The sequence below is a fragment of the Negadavirga shengliensis genome (genome assembly GCF_042652345.1).
Classification (GTDB): Bacteria; Bacteroidota; Bacteroidia; order Cytophagales; family Cyclobacteriaceae; genus Negadavirga; species Negadavirga shengliensis.
Map to the genome: position 1 here is coordinate 1 of NZ_JBHSJJ010000019.1, position 16,389 is coordinate 16,389.

The window sequence follows — 16,389 nt, forward strand, 5'->3', positions numbered from 1 at the left end:
GACTAGCAAAATAGTACCAAATCCCTTAGGGGCATGCCCCTAAGGGATTATTGGTGGTGCATTCCTGTTGCCAAATATGGTGCAGTCTTATTTACCGAAAGTGGTGCAGTTGTAATTACCGATTACACAATGACACAAATCTTTTTTTGGTTTGAGTATTTCAGAAATGAATTTAAACATAGAACACCAATAGATTTAAGATATTACTTTCCTGGCCTTGACAATTTAGGGAACAGACGACAAGTTAACTATTGGATATGCTGCTATATTACAATCTTGTTTTTAAGACAGTACTCTCTTCATAAATACTACATCTATCAAGACTTTACAGCTTTACCAAATCTTCCTGATGATGTTTTAGAGCTGAGCAGTTGGCTCGATAGTATTTCTTTTTTTGAAAAGTGTTTAAATAATATACTTGCAAACAAAGAATTAATAGTAGAGCTCGAATTTGAACAACTAGTGGAAACTAAAAGAGAAGATTTTTCTTTGTTCATCAATGACTTAAAAAAAGCAATAAAGGGAAAAATCGGACGGCAAAAATTAAATGCTGAATTGTCTGAGGAAAAAATCCGAAACTTTTATTCTAAATCCAACGAAATAATATCAAATGCTTTTGATGTTTACAAACCGATCTTTGTAGCAAAAGACAAGGAACATTCTAAAGGTGAACTCAAATTGAGTGTTAATGGAGAAATTACTTTAATGTCAAAATCGGCATTTACTGACAATGATGTTCATCATTTGAATTATGATACAGTATTTGCAGGAGCAATAGTAAACAATAAAGTTAAACGATTAATCCCCAACTCATTTTTAATAGCGAGAACAAAAAGGTACTTACTTAATAAGGATAACATACTTATTGCATTAAACAAAATTGTAGGTAACTCCAGTGATATCATAATCGTTGGTGTGAATATTAACTTTCAATTAGAAGAAATTCTTAATGCAAGTAATTTCAAAAGATACATTCAATACATTCCATCGACCGAGTATAATTCACAGGACATATTGTTTATTCTTCGAAAATATGATTTGCCAGCAATTGAACACAAAGATTTAAAAGAAGACGAAAAAGAAGAATTGCAATTAAATAATTGTATCAATGAAGGGCTGAAAATTTATGCTTCAATTATTGACATCAATAAAGAAGATAATAAGGCGATTAAAGACAAATGGAATTTAGAAAACGAACCTGATAACCAAGACCTAAAGGTTCAGTTAGCAATTGCTTTTTTGAGCATTATTTATTGGAAGGATGAACGAGAAATTATCCAAGTAAATATTGCTTCAGAATATAGAGAACAAGGAATCCAAAATGATATAAACGATGTTGAACCTCTTCCTGATAGGAAAATCAAAAAATAGAAAGCCAGCCTGTAATCGAGTCCGACCTGAGCCAAATGGCTCAGGCTGAGTCTATCACACCACCGTACGTACAGGTCTCCCCGAAGCGAGTTCGGGGCTGGCTGTACTTGGCGGTTCACTGGATTGTAGGTTGTGATTTGAGGTAATAGGAAAGCATGGATTCATAACCTTAAATGGCTAAAGGAGGTCTTCGAAAGCATCCAGAACCACAAGCAGCATGCCCGCTACCAGCCACTCCCCTCCTATTGGCAAGAATCCCGTTCTAAATAGAAAAATCCTCCTATCAGATAGCTACCTACACCCCTTCAAGGCTTAGCCCAAAAAGACCGATCTCCATTAAACAAAATGCACACGAACCGGACATCGATTGTCCATATGGAAAAATATTAAAGAAAAATTTACGGAATTATCAAAAAATATTTTCCCGGAAAGTGCTTTGTGTTTATCGCATTCATTCAAAAAGTAAATTTAGATTATCAAAATACCTCTTTTCCGGATTGTAGTTTTATTAAATTATAAAACAAGGAACCATAGATCCTTTAAAAAAAACATTAAAAACCGGGGCTTGATCTTTTTTTGGTTTTTTGTAGTTGAAATCACATTTTGTGAATCTTGTGATTATTTGACTAATTTTCGTCCCGGAATAAATAGAAGTCATTTTTACGAATATTATTTTGATTTAGCGCCATGTGTGGAATTGTTGCTTACACCGGTCCCAGGGAAGCATACCCTGTTATTTTAAAAGGACTGAAGAGACTCGAATACAGAGGATATGACAGTGCGGGAGTGGCCCTGTTGAACAGCGGGCTGCAGGTTTTCAAGAAAAAAGGAAAAGTCGCCGAACTGGAGGAGGCCTTATTGGGGAAAAACCTTCACGCCCTAACGGGCATCGGGCATACCCGGTGGGCTACCCACGGAGAGCCCTCTGACAGAAATGCGCACCCCCACCGGTCCTCCAACGGAAAACTGGCCATGGTCCATAACGGGATCATTGAAAATTATGCCTTATTAAAGCGGGAGCTCCAGAACAAAGGGTACCATTTCGAGAGCGACACCGATACGGAAGTGTTGCTCAAATTCATCGAAGACATCCACGGACACCACAACGGATCCCTGGAGGAAGCGGTCCGGATCGCTCTAAAGAGGATAGTGGGGGCTTATGTGATCATTTTGATCGATGAGGACAATCCCGACACCCTTATCGCGGCCAGAAAGGGAAGCCCTCTGGTCATCGGCATTGGCAAAGGAGAGCATTTTCTGGCATCGGACGCCTCTCCCATTGTAGAATACACCAAAGAGGTGGTTTATATCAACGACTATGAAATCGCCATCGTCAAACCGGATGAACTCATCCTCAAAAACCTCGGAAATGAGAAAGTGACGCCTTTTATCACCAAGCTGGATATGGAGCTTGCTGCCATTGAAAAAGGCGGATTTGACCATTTTATGTTGAAGGAGATCTTTGAGCAGCCCACCACCATCTTCGATTGCTTGAGAGGCCGGCTGGATGCCAGTGCCGGAACCATCCGCATGAGCGGGGTGGACGACAACCTGGATATGCTGACCAACGCCCGCCGCATCATCATGGTGGCCTGTGGCACCTCCTGGCATGCCGGATTGGTGGCGGAATATGTGTTCGAAGAATTGTGCAGGATACCTGTAGAAGTGGAATATGCTTCGGAGTTCCGTTACAGAAATCCGGTGATCCAAACAGGTGACGTCATCATTGCCATTTCGCAGAGCGGGGAAACGGCTGACACGCTGGTAGCCATAGACAAAGCCAAGGAGCAAGGGGCTTTTATTTTTGGCGTCGTCAATGTGGTAGGCTCCAGTATCGCCCGGGTGTCCCATGCGGGAGCCCATACCCATGCCGGCCCGGAAATCGGTGTGGCGTCCACAAAGGCCTTCACCGCCCAGCTTGCTGTCCTGTATATGATCGCCCTTAAGTTGGGCTATGCCAAAGGCACCATCGGCATGGAAAGGTACACCCACCTGATCAATGAACTTCACATGGTGCCCGAAAAAGTGGCCACCGTACTTGAGAGCAGTTCCCGGATAAAGGAACTTGCCGAAAAATATAAAGATTCAACCGATTTTCTCTACCTCGGCAGGGGTTTCAATTTTCCTGTGGCGTTGGAAGGCGCCCTCAAGCTAAAAGAGATTTCCTACATCCATGCGGAAGGATACCCTGCGGCCGAAATGAAGCACGGCCCCATCGCCCTCGTGGAAGAGACGCTTCCGGTGGTTTTCGTGGCCACAAAAGATGCTTATCATGAAAAACTCGTCAGCAATGCCCAGGAAATAAAAGCCCGGAGAGGAAAGGTTGTGGCCGTGATCACCGAAGATGATCCGGTGTTCACTGAGATTGCTGATGATACCATGTCCGTCCCAGCCGCCGATGAACTGATCGCCCCCATGTTGGGCGTGATTCCTTTGCAACTGCTGGCTTATTACATCGGGTTGGCTAAAGGGCTTGATGTGGACAAACCCAGAAACCTCGCCAAATCCGTTACCGTAGAATGACTTTTTTAAAACCATTACCATGAACCAGATAACAAGGCATCCATTATCCTCGTTGGGCTACCGGTTTATCCAGGAGAAATTTCTTCCCGAAGGGAAAGATGAATATTATCTGCGCAACATACAAAACAGAAACGGTGTCAATTACCGTCAACTGAATGCCCAGGAGATTGAGATTTTGGTAAGAAACCGGAACCAATCGGATGATTGGAACAAAATCCTGGTATCCGACGCCTTCAACCCCGAGCTCGTCAAAAACTGCAAGTTCTTTGGTCTGGTACGGTTGGGCAAACTGGAACCCTGCTACCTGGAATACCACAACCTGCGCATGCCTGTAGGGATCTATAACAGCACCATCATCAGTTGTGACATCGGGGATAACGTGGTCATTGACAATGTGAATTACCTGTCCCACTATATCCTGGGCAATGATGTGGTATTGGTGAATGTGAATGAAATGGCCACAACCAGCCACGCCAAATTCGGCAATGGCATAGTCAAAGAGGGCGAAGAGGAAAATATAAGGATCTGGCTGGAGGTATGCAATGAAAATGCTGGCAGAAAGGTGGCCCCTTTCAGCGGCATGTTGCCCGGCGACGCCTGGCTTTGGTCCAGGTTCAGAACTGATGTGGAGCTTCAAAAAAAGCTGCTGGATTTTACCCAAAAGGCTTTTGACAGCAAAAGGGGTTATTACGGCAAAGTAGGCGACCGTTGTATCATCAAAAACACCCTGATCATCAAAGATGTATGGATCGGATCCGATGCCTATATCAAAGGGGCCAACAAACTCAAAAACCTGACCATCCATTCAGACGCTGAAGCCAGTACACAGATTGGCGAGGGATGCGAAATGGTCAACGGGATCATCAGCGAAGGCTGCACCATATTTTATGGTGTGAAGGCCGTCCGGTTTGTGATGGCATCCCATTCCCAACTCAAATACGGTGCACGGCTGATCAACAGTTACCTGGGCAACAATGCCACCATCTCTTGTTGCGAGGTGTTGAATTCATTGATTTTCCCTGCCCACGAACAGCATCACAACAACTCCTTCCTGTGCGCGGCATTGGTGATGGGCCAGAGCAACATGGCTGCCGGAGCCACGGTAGGGTCTAACCACAATTCAAGAGGTGCGGACGGGGAACTCATAGCCGGAAGAGGGTTTTGGCCGGGCCTGTGTGTCAGTCTGAAACACAACTCCAGGTTTGCCAGCTTTAATATCCTGGCCAAAGGGGATTATCCCGCTGAATTGGACATCCCCCTGCCTTTTTCCCTTATCAGCAACCAGGTCTACCAGAACCGGCTGGTTGTCATGCCCGCTTATTGGTTTCTATACAACATGTATGCATTGGCCAGGAATGCATGGAAGTACAAAGACAGGGACAAAAGAACGGAGAAAATCCAGCTATTGGAGTTTGATTACCTGGCTCCCGATACGATTTTTGAGGTATACCGGGCCATCGGGATTTTGGAAACCGAAACCGGAAAAAGTTATTTACAGCAAAAGGAAAACCCAGGGGAAATTACCCACAAGCGGGCAAGGCGTGAGGGCGCGGAGCTGCTGAAAAACCAAAGTGAGCTGCTGGAAGGATTGGAGATTTTCATCCATGGCTGGGAAAACAGCAAAAGGAAAGTTCAGGTTATCAAAGCAAGCCAGGCCTGGTCCATTTATGTCAGCCTCATCAAATATTATGCGGTAAAATGCAGCCTGGAATACTTGGAAGAAGAAAAAGACATGAGTTGGGAGAGATTATCCGGTCTTATCTCTTCAAAGAATGAATGCCTGACCTGGTCCAATGTGGGTGGCCAACTCATTCCTGACAATGAGCTGGAACAGCTTATCCACAACATCAAAGCGGGAAACATCACGGGATGGGACGGTATACATGAAGGATACCAAGCTGTATCCAAAGCCTATAGCCGGAATAAAGCCAGCCACGCCCTGTGTATTTTGAACCAGTTCCTGAAAGACCAGGGCCAAACTTTTTCTCTCCAAACATGGCAGGATATCATGGAAGAAACCCTTGCTTTCCGGCAATGGTTATCCGACCAGGTATATGCTTCGAGAAAAAAGGATTATGACAACCCTTTCCGAAACATGGTATATGCTTCAGATGAAGAGAGGGACCAAATCGTTGGGGGATTGGACGACAATCCTTTTATAGCTGAAGAAAAGATGGACTGCAAAAATTACATCCGGAAGGTAAAAGAATGGTCACAGGCCCTGAAATAGGGCTTGTGTTTTTTTTGTATACGGTTTTTTAATTTATATTTTTACATTCCATGAAAATCACCAAATTATGGAATGGATATTTCTTACAGGACAAAATTAAAATTTTAATTTTATGCGTACCCACCATATCCTTATTGCTTCAACTACACCACTTTAACCAGAATTGAAATAACCCCAAAGGTTGACCATAAACCCATTCACCGATAAACCATGAAGAAGCCTTTCCTACTGTTCAGTGTCATTTGTATTCTTTTTTTCACCTCTTGTCAACAGGAGAAACCGCTTGATCCTTTATTCCAGGATGCCCTTGAAAACGGGTATCTGGCCCATGAGGGCTTTAGCCGTTGCCTGGATTTTGTGAACTCCTGGTTGGAATATGCGGATCTTGAAACCGGATTGATCCCGCGAAACCTACACGAATCCAAGGATTTCTGGAATGCCAAGGACGCCGCTGCGGATAACTATCCCTTTATGGTTTTGACCGCGGCCCTCCTCGACAGGGATTTGTATGAAGGAAAAATGAAGGCCATTCTCGAAACGGAACAACGGCTCACCAACCGTTGGGACCGGCTGCCGGATGATTGGTCATTTTCCAAAAAAGGCTTCATGGCAGAGAATCTCCGAAAAGACGAGATCATTTTTGGTGCCTCAGAGTATGTGAAGGATGGCCTTCTGCCGTTGACCGAATATATTGGAAAGACAGCGTGGTCACAGCGCATGATCGATATTCTTGATGACATCTGGAAAAATGCGGAATATGAAAGCCCCTTCGGCCACATTCCTTCCTACAACGTAGAGGTAAACGGTGAACTGTTGCAGGCACTTTCCAGGGTTTATTGGATGACGGGAGAGCAAAAATACCTGGACTGGGCCATCCGGCTGGGTGATTTTTACCTGTTGGGAGAAAACCACCCTACCCGGGACCAAGATCTCATCCGTCTCCGTGACCATGGCTGCGAGATCATTTCCGGCCTGTGTGAGTTGTACCTTACTACTGCCTTTGCCAATGTGGAAAAGAAGGAGGCCTACAGAAAACCCATTTATGACATGCTGGACCGCATATTGGAGGTGGGAACCGATGAACATGGATTATTCTACAATCAGGTCAATCCCATTACAGGCGAAATACTGGATGCGGGGATTGCAGATACCTGGGGTTACACCTACAATGCCTACTATTCCGTATACATGCTGGATGGGCACGGGCCTTATCGCGATGCGGTGCTTCGGGCATTGAATAACCTGAATCACTACGAATACTACGACTGGGAAAGGGGAAGTGCGGATGGCTATGCCGATGCCATAGAAAGTGCGTTGAACCTGTACAACAGGGAAAAAGTAAACGAGGCCAGCAACTGGGTGGACAGCCAGATACAGGTGATGTGGGGCATGCAGGATTCAGCCCATAGGGCCAACGCTGAAGCCTATCAAAATACCGGCATCATCGAGGGATGGCATGGGGATGGCAACTTTGCCCGGACCACCATCATGTACTGCCTCTGGAAAACGCAGGGCACCACTTTGTCACCCTGGAGTGAAGCGGTCTACTTCGGCGCTATCAATGACGGTGACGGTCTTAAAATGGCCATTTTCCCCGAAGCGGATTGGGCAGGCAAAATACATTTTGACCATCCCAGGCATCAGGGGATTTTCAACCTGCCCTTGGACTATCCCAGGATCAACCAGTTTCCCGAATGGTTTACGGTAAAGGAAGAGCAGACTTACCGGCTTCACTTTGAGCAGGACAACAAAACCCGGAATTACAGCGGAAAAGAACTGATAGCGGGTATTGATATCCGCGCCAAAGCCAACGAACCGGTTTACCTTACCTTAAGCCCATCCAATAAGGGCAATTGATCCGGCGTTAAGGTATTAGCTAGTGTTGAGTCAGGTATGAAATGTCGGATTTCGGTCGCTCCCATTGGTTCTCTAGATGTCCACGGATTGCACTAATTAGCACGAAAAGGAGAATTGAAAAGCTGTTTCAATTACATGGTTCTTTCCATAAAATTAGTGTTAATTAGTGGAATTAGTGGACAAAAAATCGACGAGATATCCGTCATTTTACTCTTGGCATGAGACCAGTTTCACCAATCGGGAATCCACAGAAAAACAGGGATCAGAAGCGAGGATTTGATCCAAAAGATCCCGGGCGGCCAAAAATACGGGTAAGTTGGGAAAAGCCTGGTCCCTTAGGAAATGGGTGAATTTCAGCACCATAAAACCATCCATCCATTGCCAAAACCTGCGCATGAAGACCACCCTGCTCCTGGATTGGGCTTTCATTTTTTCCACTTCACCAGGCAGTTTTATTATATCCAAAAACAACTGCATGACTTCAGGAAACCCCTTTACATCCACTTCATTTTCATACCATTCAGGTACTTTGTCAAACAGAATTTTCAGTAATTTATACACCCTGGGATCATAGCTCAGCCTCTCCCCTTCATTGGCCTTCCATTCCAGTTGGGCCCTGCCTGTGCCAAAAGGCACGCGGTCAGAAACCCTGCATGATGGATAGACGATGGCTCCAAGGTAACGGAAATTACTGACCGGCAACAACTTATGCATAAAGTAAAAATCCTCCCCCGCTTTCCTGCGGTTCATCCCCCCTGCCCTGGCATAAGCCGATGCCCTCACTGCCATGCAGGACCCGACCGTATGTACCGCAAAGGGATATCCCGCCCATTGCAGTCCCTGTACATAACACCGCAGGTGCAATTCATACTGAACAATGCCTTTTTTAAGGGATTCATCCTGCTCGTTCTCATGCAAATGCTCAAATTCAAAATGCCCGAGGTCGATATCAGGATCATTAAAAACGGCTTCCGCCGCTGTCAGGTAATTTTTTGACACGGTACAATCCGCATCCAGGCAAAGGATCGGGCCGTCTTTTTCCAACATTGCCCAGCGCCTGAAAGCTTCATCCATCCCTATTTTCCTGGCCCACCCGGCTCCTGCATGTTTTTTTGGCAAATGCTCTTCCCTGATCACCAAAACCTCCATAAAATCAGGCTTTTCAGTGATGCGCCATGAATTGATTTGCTGGAAGGTGTTTTCATTGGCTTCCAATAGGGCCGGCTCCGATCCATCAGAGGCGTTGATGGTAATGATCAGCTCCACGCTTCCTTTGGGCCTGTCACAGGAGGCCAGCGAACGGAGCGTAGGCAAAATATCCGGTTCCTTGAAAGATGGGATGGCAATAATCAGTCCAAGCTCCCTGCGGGGATGGGAAGAAAAATAAGGTGCTTTTACCTGGAAGCGGTGGGTATAGGTTTTTAAAAGTTCCTTCATGCTATTTGGCAAACACGCTCATAGGCGGTATTTAAACTTAGGCAACAAAGGTAAGCACCTTCCCCTTTTTTGAAAAGAAATACTAAATTTGCCCGTGGATGATGCTGTTGTGAAAATTGGAGGGGATGAGGAGGGGGCGTTTTGGTTGGCGTGGTTGTCATTATTCTCGTGGTTGTCATTGTTCTCATTGTTGTCGTGGTTGGGGAATGGGGTTTGGTTGCGTCTGTGGTTTTTAAGGAAGCCACAGCTTCAGAACCAAATAGTTTTCCACCAATCCCGGGGCAAGTTCCCCGAAACAAGTTCGGGGCAGGCAGGGGCAGGCCAGGGCTGGCTGGGGCTGGCTAAGATAGGTTATTTCAACCTCGGGACAAGCTTATGGCTGATAAAGAACAAATTATAAACACATGGAACCGGGCATTTCAATATTGTCTCCCCTCTCCGGTAGGGAGAGGGGCCGGGGGTGAGGGAAAAACCGAGATTCCATGCCTGCACACTGAAGTGCATTACGACACGCAAGTATGTGACCGCTAAAAAAACAATTATAATCATATGAAATCGAGCATGACGGGATCGTCACACGGAGAGATGATTATCTATCATGCGAGATTCCATATGACAATTAAGGAACAATTGTAAACAGATGAAATATTCTATAGACCTTAAAATACCCTCTTCTCAGGAATGGCTGGATGCCGTGATGACGGATTTCGATGCTTTTTTACAGGACCATGCAGACTGCGAAAGGAAAGCCTCTGCTATGGCCACCTCCCTGATTGCCAAATATCCGGACCGGGAAAAAATCATCCCGGATATGATCGCCACGGCGATTGAGGAACTGGAGCATTTTCAGCAGGTGTTCGAACTGATGCAGAAGAGAGGCGTGGCCTTGAACAGGGAGATGCAGGAAGACCCCTACATCAAACAGCTCATGCCCCTCACCCATGGAGGCACCCATGAATCCCGTTTTCTTTCCAGGATGCTGTTGGGCTCCATCGTGGAATGCCGTGGGTGTGAGCGGTTCCGCATGGTCTCCGAAGCGCAGGAGGATGAGGACCTGAAAAAATTCTACAAAACCCTGTGGACCTCGGAAGCCAAACATGGCAATATCTTCGTGGAATTGGCCCTGGAATATTTTGAGGAGAAAACCGTCTATGACCGGCTGCATGAGATGATGGCCTTCGAGGGAGAAGTCATCAAAAACCTTCCCGTCAGGGCTGCGCTGCATTGAAAACAGGTTAGTTGATGTTACATCAAACAATCTTAGCAATAACATTCATGGAAATAAACATTTTTCCGCTATCGGGGAGAAGTTCAAATCCATACTTCGAATAAAATTTAGCGGCTTTTTCATTGATGGGATCAACGACCACAGCCATTGCTCCTATACTTTGCTTGGATAAGTTATAACTCCGAATTAAGGCATCTATTAGCAAATGTTCTCCTAACCCGGTTCCTTTTTCGGACAGATGCCTCGCTAGCCGTCCTAGCAGAATCACGGGAACATGGTAATTTTTCGGAACCCTCTTCCGATAGTGTTCAGGCAAGCTATCCCTGCCAAGACTTTCACTGGATAGCGTGTAATAGCCGATGACTTCTTTGTGCTCATTTATCGCCACAAAGCACGCTGCCAGTCCTTTTTTTATATCCTGACTTACTTGCTTTCGGACATATTCCGACAGTGATTCCTCTTCGCAACTAAATTTACTCCGGGTATGGCTTTTGTCTAAAAGTACTACCTTCACTTTGCGGTAAATCTTGATTTATACCTTTTAGCCGCAGCTACTAATTTCTCATTAGGTTCCTGGTCTCCAAAAACTGTGTCGAAAAAAATCTTTCTATCCCTATCACTGGCAATGATCTTATCTCTTTCTGAAATAATCCGTTCAGCCTGCATCCTTAGTATCCTGATAATGAACCCGCTAAAAGTCCTATCCCCACTAAGTTCTTGTGCTTTTTTAAAAACTTCTTTATCTTCAACTGAAACGCGAATCTCAATCCGTTCCTCCTTTTTCAAAGACATCTTCATCTCATTTAACTTTGATCTTCTATACGACAAATGTACGGAATTTGTACGGACATTTCAAATTACACAAAACCGTAAAAACCACTTCTATTCCAAAACAAACAATGATATTACATTTTATTTTTCTCACAGGAAATTCCTGCATTGAAAAAATAAAAACCGTCATCTCGGAAATCCGTAAACATTAGTACAACTAATTGAGTCTTTATGTTTAAAAACATTTCTCTCGGGCCGCTCTTATTGCTTCTGCTAATGGCATGTGTAGATGAAGACACCCTTCCTCCAGGGACCCAATTGATGTTGAACCCCCATATATCTTTATCCCACGATTCGGTTTTCCCCTGGACTGCGAATAAATCCGACGGTATCGAATTAGGGGTGAGCAAAGAAGTTTTTATGACTGGAATTCAATCATTGTTCATAGAAAACCGGGATAGCGTCAATCTCAACTACGGATCCTGGACACAAACCTATTCGGGTCCAATGCCTGCCCAGGGAAGTACCTTAGAGCTCATAGCTTTCCTCAAGGGAGAAAATATAAGCAGTGTATTTCCCACCTCTCCCAGAGTTTATATCTCATTTCGGATATTTCCTCAGAGTGACAGCAAAGGAAATACCCAAGGAAGATCCGCTGGGTCCGATAGTTATTCATTCTTGGAGGGTGATTTTGATTGGACGCCCATCATCATCACCCTGGATAACTTTCCTTCCGAAGCAGATAACATTAGCGTTAATTTAGGAATGCTCAGTGGGACTACTGGAAAAATCTATTTTGATGAAATTACGCTTACGGTAAAGTAATGTTACCGAATTCCTTTTTAGGTATAATCTCAACCAAAAATACCCCTCCTACCTCAGCACCAAAGCACACCAAAACCTACTCCCCTTCCTCCAAAACAAGCAAAGCAAAAGCAAAATAGTCTTCCTGATTATCCGGGTTTTCGGGGTGGTTGATGGAAATATAAAGTCCCTCCTCGGCCACAAAGGCATTGTGGGGAACGTAATGCGGTTTATCAAACAGGGTCTCTCCCAATATGTTCAGGTCTTTGTCCAAAACCATAATGGAAAACTTTTTCGGGAATCCCCGCAGCTGCATTCCTTCTTCCCGGTCCCTTATCTCCACTTCAGGATAACAAAACCGGTAAAACACCTCCCGGTAAGGGTCATACATAATGCCTGAATACCGGTTGGATCCAAAGGTATACTGCATGTTTTCCAAAGGAGTGCCAGATAGCGGACGGTTGGCGAAATCATCCGGAAGGTATTTGCTCCGGGCATATACCTCCTCTAATTCCCCGGTATCCGAGGTGGAATAATACAGCCGGTGGTCTGCAAAGAACGAATACACCGTTTTTTGGGGGGATGCGGCCATGCTGAATTCAAAAATCCTGGGACCTTGGGCCAGGTAGCCTTTGGGATAAAAATGGGGAAGCAAACCACTCTCGCCATTGTTTAAGTTAATGGTGTATGCGAGGTGTCTGGTAGATAGCTCTTCGTCCTTCAATTCATTGTAGTTCCCTTCAGGCCTGGTTCTGACAACCAGCCGCTGGCCACTTTGAAGTACCGGAGGGGAATCGGGCAAGACAAATGCCGGCGTATGAAAATCCGGGACACTATAGGTGTGTTTGTTTTTGATGGATTTTGAAGTATCGGTTATAAAAATCTCACCTTTGAATTGTGGAAAAATAAATATACTGTCCAGGTTATGGACATGAAACCCAAATACGTGGCCTACTCCCTTGTCACCTTCCACTTCAAATTGCAGCCTTTTATGCAATTTTTGTTCCTGCAGGTCAAACATTTGTATCTCGTTTTTCCCTTCGTTCAGGCTGAATAACCAGGGTTTCTCCCCCCTGAAATAACGGATACCGGCGTAACTGAAATTCGGTGTCTCTTCATCAATGCCCAAGGCAAGATTTTTTTCAGCGTTGATCAATTGCAGGTTTCCGGAAGATACACTGGCGGATTCATTGGAACGGCATCCTGCAAAAGAGAACAAGCATAAAACGGGCAAAACGTAAAACAAAACAGGTAGTTTGTTCAAAAACAAAGGAAGGATTTCACATCCCGGCGTTCTTATCATAGCAGCAACAGATTAGTGGAATTATCAATATAGTTATTAATCTCCAATTCGCCTACAACCCAACTAATAAATAAATAGAATATTTTTACCGGAAGGAAGAGACGCCGATCAAGCCATATCCGGTTTTTCAACAGCGTAGTGTCGCGTCAAATGTAAATTAACGGAAATCTCGACGATTTTTTGTCCACTAATCCCGAAGCAGGCTGGGACAGGTCTACACTAATTAACACTAATAAGATAGAGGCGATCCACGATTGGCTGGTGTTTCTGAGCCTGGCCCTGATCCGGTTCATTCCGTAGCCAAGAAAATACTGGATAATTTGTCCCGCTGTGCGGGATACATGTTTTCGGTAATCTGGGCAACCGTCTCACGGTCGTCAAGGTTGAGGACGTGCTTGATGATCACCGCACAGATCAGCACACGTGGGTTAAGGGTAGGCCTTCCCGTCTGCTTAGAGGGATTACGTTTGTTGAATATTCCTACCAGATCTTCCCAGGGAATCCGGGAGCTGAGCTCAACCACCCTAATTGAACGGCTTTTAAATCAAAAATCCAACTTCGTGTTAATTCGTGCAATCCGTGGACATCTGGGGGCATTTAGGGAACTAATCGGGGCGATCGGAAACCCTACTTGACTTAACCGTAGTGCTTCTATCAATAAGACCGGCATCTATTTGTGAACGATAACGGGATCATCAAATCCATCGGGGTCATTTTTGACCACACCATCCGTTTTATAATTGCCTCCCGAAACCAGGAATACACCGGCAGCATGGGGAGCCGCCATCGATGTCCCGCTGATGGTACGGTAAGCCCCACCCTTCCAAGTGGATCTGATGCTTACACCGGGAGAACAAAAATCCACGGGAGGGTTTCCAAAATTGGAAAAGGAGGCCCAGGTGTCATTGTTGTCCATAGCGGAAATCGTATAGACATTTTTCCCTTCCGCACGTGCAGGCGAATAGTTGTCGGCATCATCCGCGTCATTACCCGCTGCCACACAGAAAATAACGCCGTTTTTTGCAGCTTCCACCACAGCCTGATCCAATGTCGCAGATTCGGGCCCGCCCAAGCTCAGGTTGGCCACATCGCCGGGTTCACCATTCGCCGCCACATAATCCACCCCTGCTATTACCCCGGAATAGGTCCCGTTACCCTTTGAGTCAAGAACTTTTATGGGTACTACCGTGACACCGGCAGCGACACCCACCACACCTATTTCATTGTCAATAGCCCCTATGATGCCGGCTACATGGGTTCCATGCCCGTCACCATCATCCAGGGATTTGGAGTCGCGTCCTTTGGTAAAAGCATTGAATCCCCGCGACTCATCCACATTCAAATCCGGATGATCCAAATCAATTCCGGTATCGATCACCCAGGCCACATGGTTACAATCGGAAAAATCTACCGCTCCCCCCACTCTGTTAATTCCATAAGGCGCTTCCTGTCCGGTTCCGGCATCTTCTTCTCCCCTTTCCCACGGAGGAGCCAAAGTAATGATCCGGTCCTGCTCAATATATGCCACCTCGGGATCTTTGATGAGATTATCCAGCATATCCTTATTCAGTGGAGCAGAAAAACCATATATACTGGAACTGTATACATGTTCGAGAGACGCTTCAGCAATCAACGCTTTCCTTAAAAGGGGACCGATGGCCGATTTCATATCCTCCGTCCGTTGTTTGTGGTCACCGTGTAATTGTATGCGTGCATTGACCGCATCCCTTTTAAGCACGACAATATAGTGCCCTTCGAGTAATCCGGAAACGGTTGTCTCTACCGACTGGTCCTCTTTTTCTGTCTCTTCAAATACATCCGGTTGGCATGAACTTAAGCCCGTGAAAATGGCCGCTAAAAAGATCATTTTCGTTTTTTCAGTAAAGCTAACATACATAGGCACATCCGTTTAAATTAAAATATCATGAAATTATACCATAATATAATTTATAATAACAATACATACAATATTGATGATTACAAATGCCTAAAAAAAATTGTTTTTTACACAAAAAATATAAAATATATGCTGATATTATAAGTCCAGACGGATTATCTGTCCTGATGCGCTATCGGAATTAACCTGCGCGAAGCCCAAGTTTGAGAAAGGTGGTCAAAAGTTTTTTAAAAGAGATTGAAAAAAATTCCTGTGCGTCAACTTTCGCTTACCTGCTCAGCTTCCTCTGTAAGCTTATGTAAATTGGTGGTAATAGGCTTCTCTTTAAGCTGTTTGGCCAGGTAAACCGTGTTGCTTACCAGAAACCTCAAATTCTTGTTGGTAAACAAATGCTTATCACCTCCACCTTCGAGATAACTGGGGCCGGGACCGGCATCGCCTACCCAATAGGCCATGGAATTGGGAGGAATGGTGCAGCCCGAATGATTAAGCGAGAAGAGCACATCAGCACAGACTTTTTTTGCGCCGTCCTCATTTCCTGTCACCAGTACGCCCCCGATTTTATTGTACAAAGGATATTGTCCCGTTTCCTCATCCTGTTCGGCAGTACTGCCATCGATCCGTTCGATTACCATCTTGCAAACAGAAGACTTATCACCCAGCCAGACCGGCGAACCAATTATCAGGATGTCTGACTTCTTAACTTCCGCTAAAATTTGCGGCCATTCATCTCCATTCCCTTCGTCAGAGGTAGTTCCAAAAGCGACATGATGGTCCACTACCCTGATGACCTGGCTTTCCACCCCATATTCTTTGAACAGCGAAACGGATTTGTTGATCAGGGCTTCCGTATTTGACGTCTCCGGGGACTTCTTTAAAGTACAGTTTAAGAATAGGACTTTCAGTTCCATAAATTGTCGGTTTATTGATGGGACATGCGAGCGCTAGGTTTTCACCACAAACGCCAT

Annotated in this window: 14 protein-coding genes; 7 read left to right on the forward strand and 7 right to left on the reverse strand. The window is 45.1% G+C overall.

Going from position 1 to position 16,389, the window contains the following annotated elements:
- The first annotated feature begins 33 nt into the window (after window positions 1-33).
- From ACFPFU_RS22640 to ACFPFU_RS22655, 4 genes are all read left to right on the forward strand, one after another.
- A complete protein-coding gene (locus ACFPFU_RS22640; protein ID WP_377068450.1) occupies window positions 34-1,371 on the forward strand; it encodes a hypothetical protein in 1,338 nt (445 codons plus the stop codon).
- Between the two features lie 687 nt (window positions 1,372-2,058).
- Window positions 2,059-3,894, forward strand: coding sequence for a glutamine--fructose-6-phosphate transaminase (isomerizing) (gene glmS / locus ACFPFU_RS22645; protein WP_377068452.1), 1,836 nt, complete (start codon window positions 2,059-2,061; stop codon window positions 3,892-3,894).
- A gap of 19 nt (window positions 3,895-3,913) precedes the next feature.
- Window positions 3,914-6,124: a DUF4954 family protein gene (locus ACFPFU_RS22650; RefSeq protein ID WP_377068454.1), complete on the forward strand. Its 2,211-nt coding sequence runs from the start codon at window positions 3,914-3,916 to the stop codon at window positions 6,122-6,124.
- A 210-nt stretch (window positions 6,125-6,334) separates the two neighbouring features.
- Entirely contained in the window at window positions 6,335-7,981 is a 1,647-nt protein-coding gene (locus ACFPFU_RS22655; RefSeq protein WP_377068456.1) for a glycoside hydrolase family 88 protein, read from the forward strand.
- A gap of 207 nt (window positions 7,982-8,188) precedes the next feature.
- Here ACFPFU_RS22655 and ACFPFU_RS22660 read toward each other — a convergent pair whose 3' ends face one another.
- Window positions 8,189-9,418, reverse strand: coding sequence for a glycosyltransferase family 2 protein (locus ACFPFU_RS22660; RefSeq protein ID WP_377068458.1), 1,230 nt, complete (start codon window positions 9,416-9,418; stop codon window positions 8,189-8,191).
- A 94-nt stretch (window positions 9,419-9,512) separates the two neighbouring features.
- On the opposite strand from ACFPFU_RS22660, the gene ACFPFU_RS22665 reads away from it, so the two are divergent.
- Window positions 9,513-9,818: a hypothetical protein gene (locus tag ACFPFU_RS22665; protein ID WP_377068460.1), complete on the forward strand. Its 306-nt coding sequence runs from the start codon at window positions 9,513-9,515 to the stop codon at window positions 9,816-9,818.
- A 240-nt stretch (window positions 9,819-10,058) separates the two neighbouring features.
- A complete protein-coding gene (locus ACFPFU_RS22670) occupies window positions 10,059-10,646 on the forward strand; it encodes a MiaE family protein (protein WP_377068462.1) in 588 nt (195 codons plus the stop codon).
- Window positions 10,647-10,668: 22 nt separating this feature from the next.
- On the opposite strand, the gene ACFPFU_RS22675 is transcribed toward ACFPFU_RS22670, so the two are convergent.
- Both ACFPFU_RS22675 and ACFPFU_RS22680 read right to left on the reverse strand, forming a co-directional pair.
- Window positions 10,669-11,160 carry a GNAT family N-acetyltransferase gene (locus ACFPFU_RS22675; RefSeq protein ID WP_377068464.1) on the reverse strand — a complete coding sequence of 164 codons (492 nt, stop codon included), beginning with the start codon at window positions 11,158-11,160 and terminating at the stop codon, window positions 10,669-10,671.
- A complete protein-coding gene (locus tag ACFPFU_RS22680) occupies window positions 11,157-11,438 on the reverse strand; it encodes a type II toxin-antitoxin system TacA family antitoxin (protein WP_377068466.1) in 282 nt (93 codons plus the stop codon). Before ACFPFU_RS22680 ends, ACFPFU_RS22675 begins: the two co-directional genes overlap by 4 nt.
- 210 nt (window positions 11,439-11,648) lie before the next feature.
- Here ACFPFU_RS22680 and ACFPFU_RS22685 point away from each other — a divergent pair, with 210 nt between their 5' ends.
- Window positions 11,649-12,242, forward strand: coding sequence for a hypothetical protein (locus tag ACFPFU_RS22685; RefSeq protein WP_377068468.1), 594 nt, complete (start codon window positions 11,649-11,651; stop codon window positions 12,240-12,242).
- Window positions 12,243-12,318: 76 nt separating this feature from the next.
- Here the strand turns inward: ACFPFU_RS22685 and ACFPFU_RS22690 are convergent, their stop codons facing one another.
- From ACFPFU_RS22690 to ACFPFU_RS22705, 4 genes are all read right to left on the reverse strand, one after another.
- Window positions 12,319-13,524 (reverse strand): DUF4221 family protein, encoded by a 1,206-nt coding sequence (locus tag ACFPFU_RS22690; RefSeq protein ID WP_377068470.1) that lies wholly within the window; start codon window positions 13,522-13,524, stop codon window positions 12,319-12,321.
- A gap of 289 nt (window positions 13,525-13,813) precedes the next feature.
- The gene (locus ACFPFU_RS22695) at window positions 13,814-14,047 is read right to left on the reverse strand and encodes a transposase (RefSeq protein ID WP_377068472.1); all 234 of its coding nucleotides are present in this window, start codon (window positions 14,045-14,047) and stop codon (window positions 13,814-13,816) included.
- Between the two features lie 147 nt (window positions 14,048-14,194).
- Complete coding sequence (locus ACFPFU_RS22700; protein ID WP_377068474.1) at window positions 14,195-15,391, reverse strand: S8 family serine peptidase; 1,197 nt, start codon at window positions 15,389-15,391, stop codon at window positions 14,195-14,197.
- A gap of 287 nt (window positions 15,392-15,678) precedes the next feature.
- On the reverse strand, window positions 15,679-16,332 hold the full coding sequence (locus ACFPFU_RS22705) for a flavodoxin family protein (RefSeq protein ID WP_377068476.1): 654 nt from the start codon (window positions 16,330-16,332) through the stop codon (window positions 15,679-15,681).
- Window positions 16,333-16,389 lie beyond the last annotated feature (57 nt).